Origin of the sequence: Bacillus sp. PS237, assembly GCF_037963345.1 — a bacterium.
Lineage (GTDB): Bacteria > Bacillota > Bacilli > Bacillales > Bacillaceae > Bacillus > Bacillus subtilis.
In genome coordinates, this window is the sequence record NZ_CP150156.1 from 2,273,274 (window position 1) to 2,297,829 (window position 24,556).

General features: G+C 42.4%; 28 protein-coding genes. 2 read left to right on the top strand and 26 right to left on the bottom strand.

Annotated features, from left to right (window positions below; genetic code table 11):
• Positions 1–94: 94 nt before the first annotated feature.
• The 9 genes from hbs to NST22_RS11585 all read right to left on the bottom strand — a co-directional run bounded on the left by hbs (position 95) and on the right by NST22_RS11585 (position 7,902).
• The gene (hbs, locus tag NST22_RS11545; protein WP_003153447.1) at positions 95–373 is read right to left on the bottom strand and encodes a non-specific DNA-binding protein Hbs; all 279 of its coding nucleotides are present in this window, start codon (positions 371–373) and stop codon (positions 95–97) included.
• A gap of 373 nt (positions 374–746) precedes the next feature.
• Positions 747–2,225 (bottom strand): stage IV sporulation protein A, encoded by a 1,479-nt coding sequence (spoIVA, locus tag NST22_RS11550; protein ID WP_003230572.1) that lies wholly within the window; start codon positions 2,223–2,225, stop codon positions 747–749.
• A gap of 180 nt (positions 2,226–2,405) precedes the next feature.
• A complete protein-coding gene (locus NST22_RS11555) occupies positions 2,406–3,140 on the bottom strand; it encodes a hypothetical protein (RefSeq protein WP_003230571.1) in 735 nt (244 codons plus the stop codon).
• A gap of 21 nt (positions 3,141–3,161) precedes the next feature.
• Positions 3,162–3,365, bottom strand: coding sequence for a DUF2768 domain-containing protein (locus NST22_RS11560; RefSeq protein WP_004399143.1), 204 nt, complete (start codon positions 3,363–3,365; stop codon positions 3,162–3,164).
• A gap of 337 nt (positions 3,366–3,702) precedes the next feature.
• Positions 3,703–4,740, bottom strand: a complete 1,038-nt coding sequence (locus tag NST22_RS11565; RefSeq protein ID WP_003230566.1) for an NAD(P)H-dependent glycerol-3-phosphate dehydrogenase — start codon at positions 4,738–4,740, stop codon at positions 3,703–3,705.
• Positions 4,741–4,757: 17 nt separating this feature from the next.
• Positions 4,758–6,068, bottom strand: coding sequence for a ribosome-associated GTPase EngA (engA, locus tag NST22_RS11570; RefSeq protein ID WP_003230565.1), 1,311 nt, complete (start codon positions 6,066–6,068; stop codon positions 4,758–4,760).
• A gap of 153 nt (positions 6,069–6,221) precedes the next feature.
• On the bottom strand, positions 6,222–6,416 hold the full coding sequence (locus NST22_RS11575) for a hypothetical protein (RefSeq protein ID WP_003230563.1): 195 nt from the start codon (positions 6,414–6,416) through the stop codon (positions 6,222–6,224).
• On the bottom strand, positions 6,413–7,306 hold the full coding sequence (locus tag NST22_RS11580; protein ID WP_003230562.1) for a YIEGIA family protein: 894 nt from the start codon (positions 7,304–7,306) through the stop codon (positions 6,413–6,415). The genes NST22_RS11575 and NST22_RS11580 overlap by 4 nt, the downstream gene beginning before the upstream one ends.
• On the bottom strand, positions 7,303–7,902 hold the full coding sequence (locus NST22_RS11585) for a hypothetical protein (protein WP_003230560.1): 600 nt from the start codon (positions 7,900–7,902) through the stop codon (positions 7,303–7,305). The genes NST22_RS11580 and NST22_RS11585 overlap by 4 nt, the downstream gene beginning before the upstream one ends.
• Positions 7,903–7,979: 77 nt before the next feature.
• Here NST22_RS11585 and NST22_RS11590 point away from each other — a divergent pair, with 77 nt between their 5' ends.
• Complete coding sequence (locus NST22_RS11590; RefSeq protein WP_003225499.1) at positions 7,980–8,111, top strand: YpzI family protein; 132 nt, start codon at positions 7,980–7,982, stop codon at positions 8,109–8,111.
• A gap of 42 nt (positions 8,112–8,153) precedes the next feature.
• Here NST22_RS11590 and fni read toward each other — a convergent pair whose 3' ends face one another.
• The 17 genes from fni to NST22_RS11675 form a co-directional block, all read right to left on the bottom strand.
• On the bottom strand, positions 8,154–9,203 hold the full coding sequence (gene fni / locus NST22_RS11595; protein ID WP_004399098.1) for a type 2 isopentenyl-diphosphate Delta-isomerase: 1,050 nt from the start codon (positions 9,201–9,203) through the stop codon (positions 8,154–8,156).
• Between the two features lie 12 nt (positions 9,204–9,215).
• Complete coding sequence (gene rpsA / locus NST22_RS11600) at positions 9,216–10,364, bottom strand: 30S ribosomal protein S1 (protein WP_003230556.1); 1,149 nt, start codon at positions 10,362–10,364, stop codon at positions 9,216–9,218.
• A 232-nt stretch (positions 10,365–10,596) separates the two neighbouring features.
• Entirely contained in the window at positions 10,597–11,271 is a 675-nt protein-coding gene (gene cmk, locus NST22_RS11605) for a (d)CMP kinase (RefSeq protein ID WP_003230555.1), read from the bottom strand.
• Between the two features lie 78 nt (positions 11,272–11,349).
• The gene (locus tag NST22_RS11610; RefSeq protein ID WP_003230553.1) at positions 11,350–11,526 is read right to left on the bottom strand and encodes a YpfB family protein; all 177 of its coding nucleotides are present in this window, start codon (positions 11,524–11,526) and stop codon (positions 11,350–11,352) included.
• Between the two features lie 44 nt (positions 11,527–11,570).
• Positions 11,571–12,224, bottom strand: a complete 654-nt coding sequence (dgrA, locus tag NST22_RS11615) for a cyclic di-GMP receptor DgrA (protein WP_003230551.1) — start codon at positions 12,222–12,224, stop codon at positions 11,571–11,573.
• Positions 12,225–12,316: 92 nt separating this feature from the next.
• A complete protein-coding gene (gene ypeB, locus NST22_RS11620) occupies positions 12,317–13,669 on the bottom strand; it encodes a germination protein YpeB (protein ID WP_003230547.1) in 1,353 nt (450 codons plus the stop codon).
• A 34-nt stretch (positions 13,670–13,703) separates the two neighbouring features.
• Positions 13,704–14,621 (bottom strand): spore cortex-lytic enzyme, encoded by a 918-nt coding sequence (gene sleB, locus NST22_RS11625; protein ID WP_004398523.1) that lies wholly within the window; start codon positions 14,619–14,621, stop codon positions 13,704–13,706.
• Positions 14,622–14,759: 138 nt separating this feature from the next.
• Positions 14,760–15,416, bottom strand: coding sequence for a glutamic-type intramembrane protease PrsW (gene prsW, locus NST22_RS11630; RefSeq protein ID WP_003230542.1), 657 nt, complete (start codon positions 15,414–15,416; stop codon positions 14,760–14,762).
• Positions 15,417–15,535: 119 nt separating this feature from the next.
• The gene (locus NST22_RS11635) at positions 15,536–16,510 is read right to left on the bottom strand and encodes a YpdA family putative bacillithiol disulfide reductase (protein ID WP_004399008.1); all 975 of its coding nucleotides are present in this window, start codon (positions 16,508–16,510) and stop codon (positions 15,536–15,538) included.
• Between the two features lie 108 nt (positions 16,511–16,618).
• Entirely contained in the window at positions 16,619–17,893 is a 1,275-nt protein-coding gene (gene gudB, locus NST22_RS11640) for an NAD-specific glutamate dehydrogenase (RefSeq protein WP_003230536.1), read from the bottom strand.
• A 155-nt stretch (positions 17,894–18,048) separates the two neighbouring features.
• Complete coding sequence (locus tag NST22_RS11645) at positions 18,049–18,633, bottom strand: genetic competence negative regulator (protein WP_003230533.1); 585 nt, start codon at positions 18,631–18,633, stop codon at positions 18,049–18,051.
• Positions 18,634–18,791: 158 nt separating this feature from the next.
• On the bottom strand, positions 18,792–19,571 hold the full coding sequence (locus tag NST22_RS11650) for a metallophosphoesterase (protein WP_003230532.1): 780 nt from the start codon (positions 19,569–19,571) through the stop codon (positions 18,792–18,794).
• Between the two features lie 85 nt (positions 19,572–19,656).
• Complete coding sequence (locus NST22_RS11655; RefSeq protein WP_003230531.1) at positions 19,657–20,100, bottom strand: YpbF family protein; 444 nt, start codon at positions 20,098–20,100, stop codon at positions 19,657–19,659.
• 62 nt (positions 20,101–20,162) lie between these two features.
• The gene (locus tag NST22_RS11660; protein WP_004398603.1) at positions 20,163–20,885 is read right to left on the bottom strand and encodes a LysM peptidoglycan-binding domain-containing protein; all 723 of its coding nucleotides are present in this window, start codon (positions 20,883–20,885) and stop codon (positions 20,163–20,165) included.
• Positions 20,836–21,438: a CPBP family intramembrane glutamic endopeptidase gene (locus NST22_RS11665; protein WP_003230529.1), complete on the bottom strand. Its 603-nt coding sequence runs from the start codon at positions 21,436–21,438 to the stop codon at positions 20,836–20,838. Before NST22_RS11665 ends, NST22_RS11660 begins: the two co-directional genes overlap by 50 nt.
• A gap of 26 nt (positions 21,439–21,464) precedes the next feature.
• Positions 21,465–22,955, bottom strand: a complete 1,491-nt coding sequence (locus NST22_RS11670; protein ID WP_003230528.1) for an ATP-dependent DNA helicase RecQ — start codon at positions 22,953–22,955, stop codon at positions 21,465–21,467.
• Positions 22,948–24,006, bottom strand: a complete 1,059-nt coding sequence (locus NST22_RS11675; RefSeq protein ID WP_004398594.1) for a helix-turn-helix domain-containing protein — start codon at positions 24,004–24,006, stop codon at positions 22,948–22,950. The genes NST22_RS11670 and NST22_RS11675 overlap by 8 nt, the downstream gene beginning before the upstream one ends.
• A gap of 265 nt (positions 24,007–24,271) precedes the next feature.
• Here NST22_RS11675 and NST22_RS11680 point away from each other — a divergent pair, with 265 nt between their 5' ends.
• Positions 24,272–24,520 carry a ferredoxin gene (locus NST22_RS11680; protein WP_003225461.1) on the top strand — a complete coding sequence of 83 codons (249 nt, stop codon included), beginning with the start codon at positions 24,272–24,274 and terminating at the stop codon, positions 24,518–24,520.
• Positions 24,521–24,556: the final 36 nt, after the last annotated feature.

Genomic DNA, 24,556 nt, shown 5'->3' on the forward strand with positions numbered 1-24,556 from the left:
GCTCTTGAAATATGAAAAGCCCCTTAGAAAGGGGCTTTTCTGTGAAGAAATAAAGTGTATGTAAGCTAGATGCATACACGATCTATATTCACAATTATTTTCCGGCAACTGCGTCTTTAAGCGCTTTACCTGGTTTGAAAGCAGGTACTTTGCTTGCTGGAATTTCGATTTCTTCACCTGTTTGAGGATTGCGTCCTTTACGTGCAGAACGTTCACGCACCTCGAAGTTACCAAAACCGATCAGTTGGATTTTATCACCGTTTTTAAGTGCATCTAAGATCGTATCAAAAACAGAGTCAACTGCTTTTGTAGCGTCTTTTTTAGACAATTCGCTTGCTTCTGCAACCGCATTGATAAGTTCTGTTTTGTTCATGCCTTTCACCTCCTCCCAAAAGGATACATTCAGTTCGTTTATTATCATTTCTTCACAGTTCAGTCTGATTCTAAACCTGTCTCAGAAAAAAATGAGAGCAAGTAAGAGAAAGACAATTAAACGGCTTTTTAAGAAAAACTGCACTCTGAGGAATGTTTGTCCAACAAAGTGAAGAATTTCTGTATGTAGAGTAACACATATAAAAAGCCATATCAAGCATTTTAAAGCGTCAATCCCTTGCTCGTCAAGGATTTAAGGTGATTTACCGAACGAATATTCCTTTTTTTCCTTTTTTCATCCTATTCCTTGATCCTTTTCCATTATTAAGAGCAAAGAAAAAAGACCTCCCATTCTATAAAGAGGTCTACCGGTATTACAGGATGATGGCGATTAAGCCGCCAGAGCCTTCGTTTATGATTCTTTCTAATGTTTCTTTTAATTTATACCGTGCGTTTTCAGGCATCAATGACAGCTTTGCCTGAATCCCTTCTCTCACAATTGAGCTCAGCGACCTTCCGAAGATATCGGAATTCCAGATGGAGAGCGGATCATCCTCAAAGTCCTGCATTAAATAGCGTACAAGCTCTTCACTTTGTTTTTCCGTTCCGATAATCGGGGCGAATTCGCTTTCGACATCTACTTTGATCATATGGATCGACGGAGCGACAGCTTTCAGCCTCACACCGAATCGCGAGCCCTGCCTTATAATTTCCGGCTCATCGAGACTCATATCAGCTAAAGCAGGCGCTGCAATGCCGTATCCCGTCTGTTTGACCATTTTTAAGGCATCAGACACTTGATCATATTCTGTTTTCGCATGGGCGAAGTCTTGCATGAGCTCAAGCAGATGGTCTCTTCCTCTGATTTCGACGCCCACAACTTCTTTTAGGATTTGATCATATAGATGATCAGGCGCGTACAAATCAATTTCTGCCACCCCTTGGCCCAGCTCAATTCCGGCTAATCCGGCACTTTCAATGAATTCAAACTCGCTGAATTGGCCGACAACCCTGTCTACGTCCCGGAGCCGTTTAATATCCTTAACCGTTTCCTTCACGGACTCCTGATAGCTTTCACGCAACCAATGGTTTTCTTTCAGCACCATTACCCAGCTTGGGAGATTGACATTCACTTCTAGCACCGGAAACTCGTAGAGGGCCTCTCTGAGCACACTCAGCACATCTGATTCCCGCATGCTCTCTACACTCATTGCCAATACCGGGATATCATATTTTTCGCTTAAATCCTGGCGCATGGCTTCCGTTTCCGGGTGATACGGCCTGACTGAGTTGATGACCATAATAAAAGGTTTGCCAACCTCTTTCAGCTCTTCAATGACTCTTTCTTCAGCCTCTATATAGTCACTTCTGGCGATATCTCCAATGGTGCCGTCTGTCGTAATGACAACTCCGATGGTCGAGTGTTCTTGAATGACTTTTCGTGTGCCGATTTCAGCAGCCTCATGAAATGGGATCGGTTCTTCGTACCAAGGCGTATTGATCATCCGCGGCCCGTTTTCATCTTCATATCCTTTAGCGCCGGGCACTGTGTAACCTACACAATCTACTAATCTTATATTCACATCGAGTCCGTCTGACACATGAACAGACATCGCCTGATTCGGAACAAATTTAGGCTCTGTAGTCATAATGGTTTTGCCGGCTGCGCTCTGCGGCAGTTCATCCTGCGCTCGGGCCCGGTCTGCTTCGTTACTGATATTCGGGAGCACCACAAGCTCCATAAATTTTTTAATGAACGTGGATTTTCCTGTACGGACAGCACCTACGACTCCTAAGTATATATCGCCTCCTGTTCGTTCAGCGATATCCTTGAAAATATCGACCTTTTCCAAGTGATCCCCTCCCGGACTTCCTATCCTTTTCAATTTTATTAAGCTCTTTCAATCAAACACAGGACACTATATGTGTATGACGTTGTCCTATTTGAATATGACATCTTTAGAAAATTTCTCATCCTCAATCTATTAATATAAAAAAACCTTTCTCCCTATTTGTATGCAAGGGAGAAAGGTTCATTCCTTTTTCATATCATTTTCTAAAAAAACAGGTTCCTGTTTGTCATTTACCGTATATTTTACAGAAAACGCGGGGACAAAGGGGGTTTCATGCCAAATCATATCCTGGATTTCAGTCCCGGGTTTAAACGTTTTTTTGCTTTTTTTGAGGCAAGAAGCCAGCTCAGTCCGGTAATCGGCATATATTTCTCCGTCTCCGTCAATCATAAGCGGCAAGGAATTCCCTGAGATTGGGCTTGTCACTGTAAGAGAGCTGCCATCCCCAAGCTTCTTCTCATCGAGTGTAAATAAATCACGAGATAGCACATCCTTGTAAGGCGGATATTGATGCTCCTGACGATACATTTGGATGCGCAATTTCACATCGCGAATTTTTTCTGCCATCTTTAGATCAATTAATTTAACAGTCGGATCGTTCTCTACGTCAACAAGCACGTATTGATAGTCTCCCCCGCTTTCAAATGCCGTACTTGGAGGTTCAGCTATGTATCTTGGCGCTAACCGGTTAAAGTCTATCGGATATTTTTGATATAGCGGTGTCGACATATCTTTGGTTTGAATAGGAAGCAGCCCTCCATTTGCCTTTTGAAATTCATCAACAGCAGATTGAACCTGCTTTAGCTGGTCTTGATAAGGAATGGCATGCACACTGCTTTTCCGTTCATTTGGATATAAACATCCGGATAAAAACACGACTGCCGCAAAAATGATTGCGCACTTCAGTTTACCCATACAGCACTTCCTTTTACAGCTTTATTCATTGACAGGGCCGCTAAAAACCACGACAAACACAATAATTCCAGATATGAGCATACACATGTATGCGAATGATGAAATCGCAATCTTCAAAAAACGGTTTTGGCACTTAAAGCGGCTTAAATAGATGGAAGCTACAGCCAGAAACATCAGACCCATGGACCCTAGAGCAAACCACATTTTCATCAATGCCAGATTCAATGACGTGCGCCTCCCCGATATGTAAGATATAAGCGTTATATTATATTTTAATATACAGCGCCGGAAAAGATCAACCAGATTTTCCATCCATTGATAGAACAAAAAAACTGAAGCAAAGAGGGGGACCTTCGCTTCAGTCAACTTGACTATATTCACCTGCACGTTTAAGAAACACTCTCTTGGACTTCGATGCTATAGTATGCGACTTGGCATACAGATGCATCCTCTATTGCCTAAATCGGCAAAATGTTTCAGGAGATCCCAAGACTTGGGTGTTCTTCTGTTTTTCGGGCTTTCGTTCAATTAAGATATGCGATTCACCATTTGATTGACACTTTTACTTCACTTGATTTTCAAACGTATTTACCAAATCCTCCATCTCGTGGGTTTTCCCTCTCGCCATTAAAGATTCAACAGCGGTTTCCACTTTTTGTCCGTTGAATAGGACCTGATGGAGAGCTTCTGTAATCGGCATTTTAACATCATATTTCTTCGAAAGCTGATAAGCCGCTTTCGTCGTGCGGACGCCTTCGACTACCATTCCCATCTCTTCAAGAACATCTTCAAGCTTGTACCCTTTTCCGAGCAAATTGCCCGCACGCCAGTTTCTGGAATGAACACTTGTGCACGTCACAATCAGATCGCCTACTCCTGTCAATCCAGAGAACGTCAAGGGATTTCCGCCCATTTTCGTTCCGAGTCTCGCGATTTCGGCAAGTCCGCGTGTAATCAAAGCAGCTTTGGCATTGTCACCGTACCCTAAACCATCTGTAATTCCTGCAGCAAGGGCAATAATATTTTTTAAAGCCCCTCCGATTTCAACTCCGATAATGTCAGGATTTGTGTACACCCGAAAATTGTGATTAATAAATAGATCCTGCACCTCTTCTGCTGCCCTCATGCTCTTTGAAGATGCAGTAACAGTTGTGGGGTGCCGCAGCCCTACTTCTTCCGCATGACTCGGGCCGGAAAGGACAACGATATCTTTTCTGACATCACTCGGGAGCTCAATTTCCATAATTTCAGAAATGCGCAGAAGTGAATCTGGCTCAATACCCTTGCTGACATGAACAAAGACTGCCTTTTTCGTTATAAAAGGGACAGCCTGTCTCAGCACTTCCCGAATTGCTTTTGTCGGGACCGCAACGATAATGACATCTGCGTCTGAAACAGCCTCTTTCATATCTGTTGTTCCTTTAATGGATGTAGACAGCTTAACATTCGGCAAATAATCTTTGTTTTCATGCAACTCATTAATTTGATGAATTAAATCTGCACGGTGAGCCCACACACACACTTCATTTCCATTATCAGTTAGAACTAAAGCCAGTGCTGTTCCCCAACTCCCCGCTCCAAGCATTGTGACTTTTTTCATGTTTGATTCACACCTTTTTATTTTCTAGCTCTTGCAAATATTTTGATTGGTGTCCCCTCAAAACCGAACGCGTCTCTGATTCGGTTTTCTAAAAACCGTTCGTATGAAAAATGCATCAGTTCCGGATCGTTTACAAACACAACGAAGCTTGGCGGCTTTACCGACACTTGAGTCGCATAGTAAATTTTCAAACGAGAACCGTTATGAGTCGGTGTCGGATTCATTGCCACAGCGTCCATGATGACATCATTTAAGACGTTTGTTTGAACTCGAAGTGAATGATTTTCACTAGCTTTGATAATCGCAGGCATCAGAGTATGGATCCGTTTTTTCGTTAAGGCAGACATAAATAGGATTGGCGCATAATCCAGAAATTGAAAATGATCGCGAATATTTTCTTCAAATTCTTTCATCGTGCTCTCATCTTTGTCAACAGCATCCCATTTGTTTACGACGATGACGACGGCCTTGCCCGCTTCGTGTGCATAACCGGCGATACGCTTGTCCTGTTCAATAATGCCTTCTTCGCCATCCAGCACAACCGCCACGACTTCTGAGCGGTCAATCGCTTTTAGCGCCCGCAGTACACTATACTTCTCAGTCGTTTCATAGACTTTCCCTTTTTTTCGCATACCTGCAGTATCGACAATGACAAACTCCTGCTGGTTGTAAGTAAATGACGTATCAACAGCATCTCTTGTCGTTCCAGCCACGTTGCTGACAATAACGCGTTCTTCGCCGAGCATCGCATTCACAAGTGAAGACTTTCCGACATTTGGACGTCCGATCAGACAGAATTGAATAACTTCTTCATTGTATTTCGTTTCAGGAATGTTTTTAAAATGCTCTGCAACGGCATCCAGTAAATCACCCAGTCCGAGTCCGTGTGTTCCCGAAATTGGATACGGCTCGCCAAAGCCTAGCGAATAAAAATCATAAATATTCGCTCTCATTTCTGTGTTATCCAGTTTATTAACCGCTAAAACAACAGGCTTTTTTGTGCGGTACAAAATTTTCGCCACTTCTTCATCAGCAGCTGTCACGCCTTCACGGCCGTTCACCATAAAAATAATCACGTCCGCTTCATCCATGGCGATTTCAGCTTGCTGGCGAATCTGCGCTAAAAACGGCTCATCACCGATATCAATACCGCCCGTATCAATCAAATTAAAATCATAATTCAGCCATTCAGCCGAGCTGTATATCCGATCCCTTGTCACGCCAGGGGTATCTTCTACTATTGAAATTCTTTCTCCCGCAATCCGGTTAAAGATTGTGGATTTTCCTACATTTGGTCTCCCGACAATGGCTACGACAGGTTTACCCATAGTACCCTTCCTTTCAATCCAGCCGCTTTCATTTTTACATAAATTTTCAACCGGTTATTAAAATCATTTCATTCACTTTTATGAAAAGAAACCCTTCAGAGGAAGGGCTTAACTCATTTATTATATCAGTTTTTACTGGGATCACAACTATTCTTAAAAATGTTTCACGATCAAATACACGTCATCTCCGATTCTGTGAGCTATTCCATCAAGGATCGCCTCAAGATTTTTAGCGAAAAGCTCCATCTCCTTTTGGTCATTGCAAAAAAAGACAGGTGCTCCCCCTGCAACCCGATTTCGATTTGTCGTGATTACAGACAAAATCACTTTCGTAAGAGATTCACTCATCCTATCACCTTATCCTGATTCTTGATAAATTCAGTCGGCATTCTAATCGCATTTTCCAGGGTTGGAACATTGCTAATAATTTGAACAGCCGTTTCGGGATGGTGAATTTGCGGGAGAACAAATACTGCCACTCTCCCATCATTTAAATCCCGTTTTGCAATTGGTGTCAAAGATGGCTCTCCTGAATCCCGATAAACCCCGAGCACATTGGAAACATCAAATAAAATGGCCTGACGCTGCCCTAAATTTGCTATCGTCGCTGCTGAATTAAAGTTTTTCGGCGTCAAAATAAAGCCCATGCCATGCTTTAAAATCAGTTCCTGTTTCTCTGGAAGCCCGATATTCATCATATAAATATTATCAACAAACAGTCCCGGACCGTCAAAGCGCGGCTTTATGTACTCGATATCTACAATATCCTTCAACACACTGCCCGACATAAACTTCATGGCCAGTAAAAAACAAACGACAGCCGCTATGACTGCAGCCCAGATGGATAAAAACACATACGCAGAGGTTGTCAAAAGCGCTGTAAAGATCACAATATAATTTCTGCTTTCAAACGCAATGGCAATCCCCTCAATATATGTGCTTCCCCTTGAGACAAGTTCATACGAATCCATTTGCGTCAATGTGTTCCGCTCCATGTTTCGGACATCTCTAAATTGCGTCGCTGCCAATGTTAAAAATGTGATGGCCGTAAATTCCTCCTGCAAAAGCGCCGGCATAATAATTGCACCTAAACCAGCCGCTATCAACCCCAGTGCGATGTGAATCACTTTCCCATGAACATAGGTCGGATACTGGCGGTAATCCGTTTTCAGCATATAAAGCCTTGTCGCAATTCCGGCAATGACCCCAGCAATAATCGGATAGATGTAATCACTCATGACATTTTGGTAGCTCCTTTGTTTGATCTTTTGCTTTTCTGACCAATCTGGCTTGCGAGGTGTTCGTATTTAGATATGCCAAACAGCAATATCATCCCCGCAGAACACGCATTCAGCCATTGAAAGCCGCCGACAGCCATAGCCCCGGCCAACTTCTGGATCACAAATGAATACACCAGTTCGCCTTGGCACATCCCTAGGACAAATAAGACAAGCTGCTTCTCAAAATTCCTTTCAACAGAAGCTGTTAAAAGCACTATTAATATAACAGCAGCCCACTCAGGTTTTATGATGAACCAAACCGGGTCATATAATGCAAAAAGATAAACAAACGCATACGCGGCAACAAGCGTCAGATAGACCATGATGTAACGAAAACGATACATTCCCAAATACCCGGCATAGACACATCCGCAAACGAAAAACATCAAATATGCAGCATTCAGGGAAAAATATAAAGCGATGTCATGTATGCTTAGAATAATATTAGTTAAAATAAAGACAGAGACGGCAATTCGTCTTTTCGTCTTTTCAAAAATAAATGTTGTCAGAACCCACAGAAACCACATTGACCAATAGTAATAAAATTGTTCCATTTTACTTCCTCCATATTCCCAGTATGGAGTTCAAGCACATTTTTTAAACAATCGATCTCACATTAAGGAGTATGATCATGGGAAAAGACAGACAAGAGAAAAAACTCAAAGCTTCAGGCAGAGTCGAATCAGATCGCGACCAGTCCATTCACTATGACGGAGCGACAAGCCTTGAACAAAACGGAAGATTCAAAAAGCGAAAATCATAATACAAAAAGCCCAAACCACATATGGTTTTGGGCTTTTATCATTTATCGCACACTATAGCTTGATGTATTGACCCCTCTCTCTGTGAGCCAATGATGGGTTTCACCTTTGATCACAAGGGGCGCCTTTTGTAAATCGGCAATTGTTCTGGCACCCAGCACGGTCATAATCAACTTTAATTCCTCAAGGATCAGCTGAATCTCCTCAAGCAGTCCTTCCTCACCGCTGTCAGTCAGCGCTTTTAAAAAATGCCCTGCCATTCCGGTGCAAGAGGCCCCCAGCGCAATTGCCTTTGCCACGTCAAGCGCATCTTGCAGACCGCCAGAGGCGATCATGGTGCTTGCAGGAAACTCAGAGCGGATTTCCGCCAAACTTGCAGCTGTCGAAATGCCCCACGAATTAAAAAAGGAGATTTGCCGCTGTCTTCGGAGATTTTCGATTTTCGAGAAATTTGTTCCCCCGTAACCGCCAATGTCAACAGCTGCAGCACCAGCTTCATACAGCTTTCCTGCTGATGCTTTGCTCATACCGAAGCCGACTTCTTTCACAATGACCGGTACACTGACCCGGCTGCAAATTTGTTCAATGCGTTTCAATGCGCCGCTAAAGCTTCTGTCCCCTTCAGGCATCACAATTTCCTGAATCACATTGAGGTGGATCTGCAGTGCGTTTGCTCCAATCATCTCAACGGCTTCCTTTGCCTGAGCAGCCGTTGCCTCGCTTCCCAGGTTGGCAAAAATCAGCCCGTTTGGGTTTTCCTTTCGAACAATTTCATAGGAAAGACGCTCTGATGGATCTTTTAATGCTGACATTTGCGATCCCACAGCAAGGGGAATTCCAGCCTGAGAAGCCGCTCGCGCAAGCGATTTATTAATCTCATATGTAAGTTTTCCGCCGCCGCCAGTCATTGCATTGATAAAAATCGGCGAACTGCTTGAAAGTTCGCCGATTTTTGTGGAAATATCTACTTGTTCTAATGCAAGATCGGGCAGACTGACGTGAACAAACGTAATATCATCAAGACCTGTTTCCCGCTTCTGGCCGATGGACAAGGCATGATTGATGTGTTGTCTTTTTCGTTCTGCTCGAGTCACGTTTATCACCAATTATTTTAGTTTATTCAGCTTATCTCCGATCAGATCTCCAAGCTGGAAGCCAGTGCTTGTTTCTTCCTTCGCTTGATATTGACGGTAATCTTCCTGGTCAGCTTTAGGCGTTTCTTCAAGTTCACGCATGCTTAATGAAATGCGCTCCTCATTTTCATTCACATCAAGAACCTTCACTTTTACAGTCTGTCCTTCTTCAAGGACTTCATGCGGCGTGCCGATGTGTTTATTGGAAATTTGAGAAATATGAACGAGACCTTCAACACCTGGAAGGATTTCAACAAAGGCACCGAAGCTTACAAGACGCTGTACAGTTCCTTCAAGCACATCGCCAGGCTTCACTTTTTCGCCGATTTGGTTCCAAGGTCCAGGCAGTGTATCTTTGATCGATAAAGAAATACGTTCATTATCACGGTCAACCGATAACACTTTCACTTTTACTTCTTGTCCCTCTTCAACAACGTCAGACGGCTTCTCTACATGAGAGTGGGAAAGCTGTGAAATGTGTACAAGTCCGTCGATGCCGCCAATATCAACAAACGCGCCAAAGTCAGTCAGGCGCTGTACTTTGCCATCAAGTACACTTCCAACTTCAAGAGACTGAAGAAGTTCTTGTTTTTTATTCGCTTGTTCACTTTCAACAACAGCACGGTGTGAAAGGATCACGCGGTTTTTATCACGGTCAAGCTCTACAACGAGCAGTGACAGTGTTTTTCCTTTATAGTCAGTGAAGTCTTCAACGAAATGTGCTTCAACAAGTGATGCCGGAATAAAACCGCGAACGCCGATATCAACGACAAGGCCGCCTTTCACGACATCTTTCACTTCAGCTTCAAACACTTCTTTTGTTTCAAATTTTTTCTCAAGGTCTTCCCAAGCGCGGTCTGCATCAACAGCACGTTTAGATAAAATCAAAGCATCGTCTTCCACTTTTGTTACTTTCAGGTCAAGCTCGTCGTCTACTTTAACAACATCCGATGCTTTCTCTACATGAAGACTTGATAATTCACTGATTGGAATAATACCGGATTGTTTGACATTGATAATTTCTACATCTACATGTTTGTCTTCTACCTTTGTCACAATCCCTTTAACTACATCTCCAACCTCTGGCACTTGAACATCAATTTGATTCATTTCCTCTGTCATTTGAATAACCTCCTTGGTCCAAACCTACACAGCTTAATTAAAACGGTTTGAAAGCTGAACATATAACATGCCCGCTTTTAGCCGAATATGTATTAAAGAATCATCCAAAAAAGTTTTTTGAATGATCAATAAAAAGTTTTATTAGTATTAACTTCTAATAAAAGGACAGGTTTGTCAAGCAATAACATTCTATCTTCGTTGAAAAATTCAAAAAAAGTGGCATTTGCCATCCTCAGCGGGACTTTTGCTCCACAGCCTCGAGGATTTTATCAGCTACCTCTTGAATGGAAAGCGATGTCGTGTCGATTTCAAGAGCGTCTTCTGCTTTACGCAGCGGAGATACTTCGCGCTCTGAATCAAGCTTGTCTCTTCTTGCAATTTCCTCAATTAATGTTTCGTAGTTGACATCAAAGCCTTTTTTCACATTTTCTTCATAACGGCGTTTCGCTCTCTCTTCCACAGATGCCAAAAGAAAGATTTTTACTTCTGCATTTGGCAGCACATGCGTCCCGATGTCACGACCATCCATGACGACGCCGCCTTTTTCCCCAAGCTGCTGCTGGCGTTTCACCATTTCTTCTCTGACACTTCTGTGCTTGGCCGCAATTGAAACTTGGTTGCTGATTTCATCTGTTCTGATCGCCTCAGTTACATCGGTGCCGTTTACAAACACTTTTTGTCCATCTTTTGTTGTAATCAGCTCAATGTCTGTCCGCTTTAGCAGCTCAGCCAGTTTTTCTTCATCTGTCAGATCAACGTTTTCCTGTAAAGCCGCGTACGTAATCGCCCGATACATCGCTCCTGTATCAATATATATGTACGATTTTTTCTCAGCCACAATTTTGGCAACGGTGCTTTTCCCCGCAGCTGCCGGGCCGTCGATTGCAATCGATAATTTCTTTTCCATAATTCCTCTCCTTGCTCTTTTCTCCTCTAAGGATTGTATCACGAACTTTATGAAAAAGGGTGAAAAATTGATGAATAATTAATGTTTGAAGGTTTCAATCCTATTGTTTTCCTCCATTTTATCCACCCCTTCATATTGAATCACTTTTGATACGTATGGTTCAATATGCTGATAGTGAAAAAGAAATTGGACACCAAGTAAAATGATGGCCTGAATGAACAATAATTTGATCAGCAGCCGTTCAAATGTTTTCATTGGAGCACCTCCATTACAAATAGTATGGAAGTGTTTGCCGATGTTTATTCCATTCGGGCCTTTCTTCTCTTATTTAACTGGCGCCTGATGCAGTATTGAAGCAAAGCCTGCTGGTCACCTGCTGCAATTTCTGAATACTCTAAAGTCATTTTTCGTTTTTCTGACTTGGGGTCATTAAAGATTCGTCTGACAACTGCTTCTGTTTCTATTTGACGTGTGTGCTCCTCTTCAGGAAGACGGATGATCAGGCGCAATGATTCCCCCGATTGAAAAGAAAGGCCATCAGCTAAAACCACGGCGATGCCGCCTGCACTGATGTTATAGGATAGTGTGCGGATCTCTTCTTCATTTCCCGGCTGAATTTGCACATCTAATACCGCATCAGTTCTTACATATTGGCGGCGCTGGATTCTTTTCATTTTTTCACGGGGAGGCATTTCAAGACAGATCATTTGAAGTTTGTCCTTCACTTTACCTTTTATACGGCTTATAAAGCGATAAGGAACTTCGTCTTTTCCCACAAACTCTACCGTTACTTCCATATCGTTATGTAAAATCACAGTTCGCCCTGTAACTACATCAACAGGATACGCGATCAAAAGTTCATTGTTTTCGATGCTGACCGCCTTGCTTTTTGCCTTTTTCAATTCATTTTCTTCTATATATTCTAAAAGTACATTTTCTCCAATCTCTATCATTGACTTCACTCTTTCGCATTCAATATACTCACGTTTTTATTAAAGCACGTAATGAAAAAAAGGAAAAGACATTTAGTCCTTTCCTCCTGTTTTTATAGGTCTTTATATATAGGTTCTGCATTTTTTAGTTTTTCAACCTTTTCTTCCGATCCGTCTTTGGCATTGATATACATTCTGAATGTGTCATTTTCAATTGTCCCAAGCATTTCGTAGCATAACACTTCTTGACCTAGTTCATTTGTAATCAAAGCGAGCCTTGTTTCTCTCACTTGTACATTTTTATTTAATTTAGACTTTGCCTCTGCTTCAGTAATTGCAGGCTTAGGTATGGTTCTTTTTCTGTGAGATGTGAGGAAGTCTCTTGCTGAAAAGCCGACAACCTCACCGTCATCCAAGGCCACTTTCATACGAATTGCCTCGGGGTACATCCGGACTTTATTTTCAACAGGAACATATGAAAATACACCGATTTTATCATATTGGGCACTTTCATCAATTTCCAAATCATCTGTTTCAAATCCGTTTTTCTTTAAAAATGCAAGCGCTCGGTTCGATCCGTCATTTAAACTGATTTTCTGATCTTTCACTTCTCTGTTTTGGATCAAGTATACCGGATGCCCGCCCTTCTTCGTAATATCCATATAAATCACTGCTTTATGGTCTGGGTCTTTCATGCTGATGCTATATACATCGCGATTTGTTTTTTTTCCGCTCTTTACCACTTTAATTGAATAATTGTCATCTGGGGCAAAGCGCTCAGCAATTTGTTTTGCTTCCTGTTCGGAAATTTGTTTTCCCTTCAGATGGCTGAAGCCTTTCTCTTCTTTTTTCGTACTGGTGAAACTCGGGCCAAGATCAGTGCCAGTGGAGAATGCACCAACATTTTTTTCGACTGTTTTAAAGCTGTTGATAATCGTATTATCACTTTGTTTTTCGTCAGAAGCCAGAGCCATTTCTACGTCCATCCAGCGAAGGTTTTTGCTCATGACAAGGTGCTGAACATGACGCAATTCATTTTGTATATCTTCGGACTGCTGATATAGCTTATTTAGTGATGTATACTCGTTTTTATCAAGCGGCTTTTGGTCCAAATCTCTGACTGACGTTTTATAGCTGAAATCGCCGATCTTTGATAATAGCTCTTCAGTTTTATTAAACGGCATTAATGTAAGCGGCAGCTGACTGACGCTGTTATGAGCTTCTGATGTAATCCTCCACACATCGATCAATGCAGGCGACAGTGATTTTTGGCTGTTCATGGCAAGTGTTGTTCCGATTTTATCATGAAGCTGATCCACCTGATAGGTAAGCTCATGAAACGCCCGCTGATAGTTATTTTCAGCATGAAGAAGAACTGCGTCTTTTTCCTGGTGTTCTTTGTATCCCCAGTAGCCTGTACCGACTATTGCAATACCAAGCACGGCGATTAAAATTCCTCTGATCATTTATCACACCTCTTTTTATGCTTTCTCATATCTGCTACTCACAGAAAATGTGTTTACCGATTCTTTTAATCTGCGGACGCCCCCAAATCCACGGACTTGTAGCCGTATCCGGATTAAAGTAGTAAAGTGCTTCCTCTGATGGGTCCCAGCCATTGATGGCATCCAGCACTGCTTCTCGTGCCGTTTCATTCGGCTGCATGTAAATTTGTCCGTCGGCTACTGCTGTGAAGGCAAGCGGCTCAAAAATAACCCCCGCTACTGAATTTGGAAATAACGGGCTGTTCAAACGGTTTAAAATGACTGCTGCAATAGCAACCTGCCCCTCGTACGGCTCGCCCCGGGCTTCGCCATAAACCGCTTGAGCAAGCAGCCTGATATCGTTGTTGGAAAATCCACCAGGCATGTTCGCTGCTACCGCATCCTGTTTTCTTGCTTTTGCTGGTGTATTGTTTTGCTGTTTATTCGCATTCGCTTTAGGCTTCTGCGTTGTTTTTTCCGCAGGCTGTTTCTGCCGTGCTTCTGCTTGTTGTCTTGCCTTTTGTGTTGCTGCTTTTGATGGTTTCGTCTGATACTTTAGCGGAATTTTTCCGTAATGCGTGAATGTATTCCCTTTATTGAGCTGTTCCATGACATATTCACGATAGTATTTTGATTTACATATTAAGGTTTGCTTTGTTTTAGCTCCTACAAGGCCGTCAACCTCTTTTAACCCGAATTGATCCTGAAAATTTCGAACTGCCCAGTACGTCCCCCATCCATAAACCCCGTCAATTTTTCCGTTATAATATCCGTTGTATTGAAGACGCGCCTGAAGCTCGACCACATCATCCCCTGTTGCCCCTCTTTGAATGACCTGATTCGAAAAGGCAGAGATCGTTTCAGTATTAATAAACGTCGTTATTGTAAAGGAAAAAAGGATGAGACATGCCATAATCGATCCTTTGGACTTCATCTTTTCAAGCCTCCTACTGCAAATTTTTAAGTGTAATCGTATTTTCTGTAACGAGGTTATTTTTATACACTCTTTCCTTGTTATCCCTCAGAACATAAAAACTGCACACAAAAAAGCCGCACGGTTGCTGTGCGGCTTCTATACTTGCATCATATTAACGGAACGGGCTTTTTTCGCTTTACGCAAACCAAACCACCATAAAAATACCATAAATGGAAGCATATAATAAATCCAATTGCTAAGCGCTGTTAGGATAAAATCATATGATCCATGCAAAAGGGATGGGACAACTAAAGAAAGAGTAAGCCACTTTACACGCGCCTTATCAGCGGAAAAACGGGCTTTTCCAAGGTAAAATCCCATTATAACGCCAATCAAGGCATGGCATGAAACAGGCAGCAGCGCCCTGACAAACGCATGCTCCACGCCGTGGCCAATTAAATAAAGAATATTTTCGAGGGTTGCAAAACCGAGTGATACACTTGCACCGTACACAATCCCGTCATAATGCTCATCAAAGTGGGCGTGCGGGTAAACACTGATCATCAGTATAAACCATTTTAATGATTCCTCCAAAAACCCCGAAGATAAAAAAGAAACGAAAAAGCTTCCGCCTCCTACATTCTCTTTTTCAAGTACATACTGGATAAACATGATGGGAAATACAAGAACAACCCCGAGAAAAAACGACCGTAGCACCATATGTACAGGTTCATTATCATACTGATCTTTTAAATAAAAATAACTTAATAACGCGATGCCGGGGGCAATTCCTGCAGAGATGATTGCAAACATCAGGCAACCTCTTTCCTTTATATTCCTACATCTATCCTACCATGTTGTTTAAAATTTTACATCTGTCTGCACTTAAAAAAACAAAAAGAGCATACGAATGCATCATATGCTCCTCATCTTTAATGGTTTTCTCTTTTGGCGATTTCCGCTGCGATATGCCCCCCGTGAAACCTGCCGTTTTCAATAAATATTTCATTTGCATTGTTTCCCGCAGCAATAACACCGGCAATAAAGACACCTTCAACGTTCGTTTCCATCGTTTCTTCGTTGAAAAATGGACGCCCTGTTTCTTTATCAATTTCAACACCAATTTTTTCAAGAAATTGATGATCGGGATGATAGCCTGTCATGGCAAATACAAAATCATTTTTAATGGTAATGAGTTCTTTCTCTCCGGAGCGAAACACAACTTCATTCTCGGTGATTTTTTCGACACAAGCTCCAAATTCCATACGGATTGTACCGTTTCTGACGAGAGCTTCAAATTCCGGCAGAATCCACGGCTTAATGCTCGGAGAATACTCATTGCCCCTATATAAAACTGTGACACGCGCCCCAGATTTCACGAGTTCAAGGGCGGCGTCCACGCTTGAATTTTTCCCGCCGATGACAACAACATCTTTATCAAAATACGGGTGGCCTTCTTTAAAATAATGAAATACTTTCGGCAAATCCTCACCGGGTACGCCCATATAGTTTGGATGATCATAATAGCCTGTGGCGATGATACAATATGGCGTCGTGTAGGTCTCTTTTGACGTCTCAATAACGAATGTGTTATTTTGCGTTTTCGTCACTTTACGCACCATTTCAAACGCATTAACACGGATGTTTTTCCGTTTAACGACTTCCCGGTAATACGATAAAGCCTGAATTCTGACAGGCTTCCTGTTCTCTGTAATAAATGCCACATCTCCGATTTCGAGCTTTTCACTTGAACTGAAAAAGGTTTGATGCGTCGGGTAATTGTAAATACTGTTAACGACATTGCCTTTTTCGATGACGAGGGCATCAATGCCAATTTGTTTTAGGTGAATGGCAGCAGATAGTCCACAAGGTCCTCCGCCTATAATAATTGCTTTTTCTTGAATCATTTCTGTCAACTCCTGCGATTGGCATTTCACTTCATATTTTCTATTTCCGAATAAAAAAATCTCCTATTTTATCATAGGAGATTTTTTATTTTTATGCAAATCATCAACTTATATCCAGCCTCTAAAACGCGAAGCTTCAGCCATTTTGCGAACGCCGACCATATATGCAGCGAGCCTCATGTCAATTCTTCGGTTGTTAGCCATTTCGTAAATATTGTTAAATGATTTGACCATCATTTTTTCTAATTTTTCTTCTACCTCTTCTTCACTCCAGTAGAAGCCTTGGTTATTCTGAACCCATTCAAAATAAGAAACTGTTACGCCACCGGCACTTGCCAGCACGTCTGGTACAAGCAGAATGTCCCGGTCTGAAAGAATTTTTGTTCCTTCAAGCGTTGTTGGTCCGTTCGCTGCTTCAACGACAATTTTAGCCCGGATATTATGGGCATTTTCTTCTGTAATTTGATTTTCAATCGCAGCAGGAACGAGAATATCACAATCCAGCTCCAGCAGCTCTTGGTTGGTAATGGTATCGTTGAAAAGCTTTGTTACGGTACCGAAGCTGTCGCGTCGGTCGAGTAAATAATCGATATCAAGGCCTTCCGGATCATAAAGTCCGCCATACGCATCTGAGATGCCGACAACTTTTGCCCCCGCATCATGCATAAATTTTGCCAAATAGCTTCCCGCGTTTCCGAAGCCTTGGACAACGACACGCGCACCTTTAATATCGATGCCTCTCTTCTTAGCCGCTTCTTTAATACAGATGGTAACACCTTTTGCTGTCGCAGATTCTCTCCCGTGAGATCCGCCAAGCACAAGCGGTTTGCCTGTAATAAATCCAGGCGAATTAAATTCATCAATTCTTGAATACTCATCCATCATCCAAGCCATGATTTGTGAGTTTGTAAATACATCCGGTGCCGGCACGTCTTTTGTCGGGCCGACAATTTGGCTGATCGCTCTGACATACCCTCTGCTCAGACGCTCCAGCTCTCTAAACGACATATCCCTTGGATCACAAACAATTCCGCCTTTACCACCGCCATATGGAAGATCAATTATGCCGCATTTTAAACTCATCCAAATTGAAAGCGCCTTCACCTCTTTTTCTGTTACGTTCGGGTGAAAACGTATCCCGCCTTTCGTTGGACCGACAGAGTCATTGTGCTGCGCACGATATCCTGTGAAAATCTTTACTGAACCGTCGTCCATACGAACAGGTATTTTTACCGTTAATAATCTCATCGGCTCTTTTAACAATTCGTATACCTCTTCGGGATATCCCAATTTTTCCAGAGCCTTATGTATTACGGTTTGGGTTGATTTTAATACATCAAGTTTGTCCTCTTCTGTATGACCGGTGTTTCGATCGGCTGCCATTTGAGTTAACCTCCTAGAATCTTCTGTTTCTCACATGCTCCCTTTCAGAGAATAGTATACACCTTCATATGATCTGTGCATAGAATAAACGTTATGTTTTTCCATGTTTTTTAACGAAAAAAAACTGCTGAAATCAGCAGTTTTCCGTTGCATTCTTATGAAAAATGAGTTTGTATCGTTTCTACGGCATTACCGTCCATAATGAGCTTACCATACTCTTGCAGGCGATAAATCGTTAAAGTTGTCGGATTGCCGTATTCAGCCAGAACCGCCACAACCCCTTCAGCCGTATGTGACCCTAGATCTTCAAGGCTTAAAAAGTACTGCCCGTCATAGTGGTAGACAGTTCCCCCTGTGATACCGATTCGCTGTAAGCTTTCTGAAAGCTGAATGATATCTTCAAAGGAATGGAATTGATATATGATGTCCGCGCTTTCATCAAGCTTGACTTGCATTTCGATGTAATCATCATCATACTCATCGTCTTCTGAATCGGCGTCTTGGTTCTTTGTTACAATCACGACCATCCCTTGTGCTTGGAGAGAATACACTTCCACTGCAATCGGTCCATTCGCTTCAAAGCCGAGCTCTGTATTTGCTTCATTCATCATATCTTTAAATAACTGGTGGACTTTAAATGAGTCCTTCCAGAGGTCTTCTTTTGTCAATCCCCGGTCTGTCAAATCATCGAGGGTTAAAAAGATTTTGATCTTATTATAATTCAGACGCTCAAGCCGCATAACGTTCCCTCCTGCCTCTACTTGCACACAAATCATATAACACATTATATGAGATGATGAGTCATAGGTTCTTAATTGTTATCAGTTTACACTGAGTTCACTAGTAAGACAAGCACAATGCAGTTTTTATTGCCATACGGATTTTTGCTTTTTAGAAGTTATTCTGGCCCGCAAAGAGTCACAATGTGAGTTTCAGGCTCAGCACCTAAACGAAGAGGCACTTTTGTCGTGCCGTAGCCGTTGCTGATCAGATATGCCGCGTTTTTAACAATACCTGTTTTCCCCAGTTCATAAGGACCGAATTTTCCAAACCTGATCTGGCCTCCATGGGTATGTCCGCTGAGTATCACATCAATACCGTCATCTTCATTGATTTGTTCATGAATCTCCGGATTATGGCAAACCAGAATATTCAGCTGGCTTTCATCAAGTTCTTTGATGGCTTCCTCATAATGATCCATCTCCATCCTGATATCATCAACCCCCGCAATCGCAATCGTATGCCCATTGTATGAAAACGGGACTGACTCATTTCTCAGAGTGATGACGCCGTGCGCTTTAAATATGGAATACAGCTTATGCTGCCTGACTTCATAATCATTATTCCCCCACACAAACACGATAGGGACCCCGAAATGTACGAGCCTTTTGATGTTTTCCTCGATTCTCGCACTGGGCACCCCGCCCTCAGCTAAATCACCGCCGATTATAACCAAGTGGGGGGCATGGCTTCGCGCTTTTTCTAAAAGGTCTTGATCGATGAGACGTTTGTGAATGTCTGAAATAAAAAAGATTGTCAGAGGCGGCTTGCCCTTCATCTTTGATAAAGGAAACGTATGTGTCTTCAAATGATTGCCTTTTGCTGTTGCATACATTTTTGCCGTCATTGCCGCTGCCGCAACAGTTAGTACACCGGCAATTTTCACTGATAGCTTCATAAAAAACTCTCCATTCTTTTTAGAACTTATCAATAAGACGGACAATAAAAAAAGACGTTTCTATCGTTTGAGAAAACGCCCCATTTTATTTACTTTCAAAATATAGATTAATGTCATATTTGTGCTTCATCATATGAAAAACAGACTCTCTCGCCTTCCATTTATCGGGCTGCGGCCAGAGATCAGTGCTTTTCTGAATAATTTCACATCTCAGTTTATGGAAATCAGTCTCGGATTTTTCTTCCTTTTTCTTGAAATAATATGAAGTGCAGTAGGCAAAAGCGGTTGCCAGCATCCAAAATAAATAAAAGGTATGGCTAAGTATTTCTTGAAGTATAAGCTGAGGCTCCGGGCTTTTGATCATGATCATAACACATAATAAGCCTAGGCAGATAAGTGAAGCCCATCGCCATCTGCGGCATTGTGCTGCATAATTTTCGAATTTTTGTTTTCGTTTTACCAGCGCTTGGAGCATCTGTTTGGTCGGCGCGTCTGTAAACTGATCCAGCTGATTCCATAAGGATTCCATACGCTTCACACCTTGTCCATTTTCATTGCTACAATATATGAACGTAAAATAAAAATAATACCCTATTCATCCATTAAAGGGATGTCCAAAACTTGTCCGGTGTAAACATCATTTCCATTCAGATGATTATATGCTCGAATTTTTTCTTCTCCTGTCCGGCTTTTATAATACTTCATGGAAATGCGGTATAGCGTTTCTTTCTTTTGGACGGTGTGCTTGACAACGCGATTCGGCACATTTTGAACTGGCTCAGCTGGCTGTTCTTGCTGTTGTACTGTTGATTGGGAAGAGGAAGCAGCCGCGGCGGTTGCTTCCTCCTTATTTGGCGAGTCTTCTTTTTCCGCTACAGCAGTCTGTTTCTTATCAGCAGCTGTTTGCTCTTTTGGCTTGGAATCTTCTGGCTCTTTTTTTGACTCCTTCTGCAGTGCGGTTTCTTTAGTGTCTGCGGTATCGTTTTTATCCTCTGATTTCGGGACAACCTCATATTTGCTTTGGCTGCTGTCAATAAAAACATCTTCATAATCGTCATGATTATCCGGGTGGCTCTTTAGATAAAATAAGGTGACTAAAACGATAACCGGCACAAATACAAATATTACTGCGAGTACTGTGAATAATGGCGTTTTTGTTTTGCCTTGCTTTTTTTTCTGTTCTCTTTGATTTTTTACAGATTGTCTTGTCGGAAGGCTTTCTCCATCATCGACATAATCGTCCGCCAATGCGGCGTTTTGATCTTCATAAAGATTCTGGGCTTTTCTTCTCTCTACTCTCGACATGTTCGTCATGTTTATCCCTCCTCACATGTTCAAAACGAATCTGACAGGCAAACACGGCATCAATGATAAAATGCGCCGTCATCGGAACAAATAAGTTGCCGGTCCATTCATACATCAGACCGAGCAAAAAGCTGATTGCTGTCACCATAATAAATAACAGCCATTTTGACAAATACCGAAAGTGCAGAGCGGCAAATATAAGGCTGGCCGTCCATAAACCGATATGAGTCTGCAGCACTCCTCTGAATAACATTTCTTCCGCGAAAGCAATCAGAAGCGTTAAAAATATAATATGAGGGATTGACCTCTTACTGAATATTTTTTTATTGATTCCGCCGTCATCATATAAATGAGACGGAAACCATTTCATTACTGCCATATCGGCTAAAATAACAATAACAGCTATAGAAACACCATACCAGATGATTCGCATATCGCGAATGTCCCAGAGCTTTAATACGTCCCGTACATCCTCAAAAAAGAACAGTCCTGCTGCAGCAGCGGCAAAGATGATGAGTAGCTGCGTCAAATATAACTGCTTCAGCATATCATGGTCAGTCATATGCTGAATATAATCTTTTTGCTGTTTCAGTTCAGCTCACCTACAGTCTGCAAGCTGAATATCCGGTGCAATTCCGAACTCCAGCTGTCTAATGGCGCCATTTTACTCCGTTCCCCTTTTTGTTCATACAAGGATAAATCAAAACCGCAATGTGAACAGCACGGGAGGTTTCCGTCATCAGGCTCGTATGATTCATCAAAGTAGGTTAACAGTGCCTGCCTTAAACAGCCGTCACGCTGAAGCAAAAATGATACACGGTGCATTTTTTCCAGCTTCAGCTCCATGCGATATGAAATTTCTTTCTTCATCAGTTCAACTGATGTTTTTCCCTGCATAAAGAGATGAATCATCATACGGGCCTGTGTCTCTCCGACGCCATACTGAAGTAATACGTCACGCAGCCTTCTCTCATCCCGCTCCTCCGTCTTCTCTAGCACACGGATTACGTCGGCGATTTCTTCAGCTGTGACACTCTCCATCTGGATAATTTGTTCCTGCAATTCAAAATCCCCTGGCGCCCGCAGCAAAATGCTGACACTCGGCTTTCCGTCGCGTCCCGCTCTGCCGATTTCCTGCATAAAAGCTTCTGCCGTCTGCGGGAGATGAAAATGAATCACATATCTGATATCAGGTTTATCGACACCCATTCCAAACGCATTCGTACAACATATCACATCAAGCTGGTTATGAATAAACTGCTGCTGAATTAAAATCCTGTCCCCTGACTCCAAACCGCCATGGTAAAAGTCGGCTCTGCTGCTCGTTTTGCTTTTAATTTCACCCGCTAATTCCTTAGCCCATTTCCGTGTTGGACAATAAACAATTCCCGGACCTTGCAGGTTTTCAACCAGCTGAATGACCCTATCTATTTTTTCGGCAGTATCCGCCGCATTTTCAACCCTCAGTGCGATGTTTGGGCGGTTGACTGAGTTGAGATGGCGTACAGCATGCTGCAGCTCCAGCAGGTTCATGACATCTTGCAGCGTTTCCTTTGTAGCCGTGGCGGTCAATGCCAGAACGGGTGGGTGTCCAAGTTTTTTTCTCAGCTGTCCGAGCTTTGAATAATCAGGCCTGAAGTCGTGTCCCCATTCAGAAATACAATGCGCTTCGTCAATAACAAATAGGCTAATCGGAACGCTTTTCAATTTTTCCAATACATATGGAGACTGTAAAGCTTCAGGAGACAAGTACAAAAATTTATATCGATGAATATGTTCTAAAACAAATTGTCTTTCCTGCCTGTTAAGCATGCTGTTCAAAGCTGCAGCACGCTTTTCCCCCCGGGCTTTGAGCTGCTGCACCTGATCCTCCATTAAAGAAAGCAGTGGAGAAACGATTAATACCATGCCATCAAGCATATAACCAGGCAGCTGGTAGCAAAGCGATTTCCCTCCCCCAGTCGGGAGCATTGCAATGGTATCCTTCCCGCTGAGTATGCTTTCAATAATGTCCTGCTGCCCTTTTTTAAAGGAAGTAAAACCAAAAAACTGATATAACGTTTGCTGTAATTTAGTCATATTGCTGCACCTGCTTTGTCAATGCCAGTCTGATTTGAAAGTAGCTGAACCGCTGTTCCAGCCCGTCGCGAATTTGTTTGATTTTATTCGTCCGCATCCGTTTGGCAAACTCTGCGATTTGAAGCTGGTCTTCTGCTGATACATAGTCATTAATCATAAACGCAGGCTCATGGAGAGAAATCTCGACAATGTGGTCTTCAATCGTCGCTGTTTTCAGCTTTCTGATTTCAGCAATTCGCTGTATCGGAAACCCTTGTTTGACCATCTGCCATGTTTTCCTCGTCGACTCTGTCAGGGCATTATCTAAGTGCACATCAGAAAGGAGATCCTTTAACAAAGCATCTTCACACTCCGGAAGAGAATGAATAAAATAATGTACCGAAGCCCAAAACATGATATAGACATACCATTCGTCTTCTTTCAGCGTATCAGCAAGCTGCCTGCTCGTATAACCGATCCGATGGTGCGAGGTTAAGGAGTAGACAAAAATTTGCGCTGCTTTGTTTTCAATCTTTTTCAAATGCGCCTCAAGCATGGCAAAAAGGCTTTTTGCCATCTCTATATGATCCGTATGCCGGGACAGGTATTTCTTTACCCAGTGAAGTGTCTTATGATCCTTTGTGACAGGGATATACTGCCTGCTCCCTTGCTGTTTATGGGATAGGACCTGCACAAGCAGCGAAAGCCTTTTCCAAAGCACGCCGGCAGCCTGCTGATAATGAGCGCCGTGACAATGAACGGGCCAAGGCCGCTCGCTAAGGGCATGTCTCAAAACTGCTGCGCCGCTGGCTGTCACTTTGTATGTATCTGATTCAGACATTGGCGCGAGATATGAATGCTTTTCAAGCTTGTCAAGCGACGCAGAAATATCGCTTCTCGAACATTTTGCCGCCATTCCAAAGTATTTTGCAGTCTGAAATAAGCCGGCATCTTGAATGGTCTGTGACGATCTCTTGCCTTTGAATAGGTGAAAAACAGCGCTTCCCGACCGTTCCCCGTTTATTTTGCAAAGACAATCGAGAACCATAATATCGAAGTAATTTAATGACAACCTATCCACCTACATTCTTCCTGACAAAAATCGTTGATTTGCTCTTTTTATTTTAACAGATTTCAAACAGAAATCGACGTTTAAAGTCATCATTAAGGGGGATGTTATGTAGATAACCCCTTATGTGATAAGCATTCTCAATCATTTTTCTGTTGAAATGTGGCAGCAACATCATTACAATAAGTAAGAGGAATAGGTGTTAAATTGATTAAATATAAAGATTGATCCATTTGTTCCACCAAGAACAATCTGGGAGGTTTTATTCATGGCAAAGTACACAATCGTAGACAAAGATACATGTATTGCATGCGGCGCTTGCGGAGCTGCTGCACCAGACATTTACGATTACGATGATGAAGGCATCGCGTTCGTAACGCTTGATGAAAACAAAGGTGTTGTCGAAGTTCCTGAGGTACTGGAAGAAGATATGATTGACGCATTTGAAGGATGCCCTACTGATTCCATCAAAGTGGCGGATGAGCCATTTGAAGGCGACCCGCTTAAATTTGAATAGAAGTAACTAAAAAAAGCTCCCGAACGGGAGCTTTTT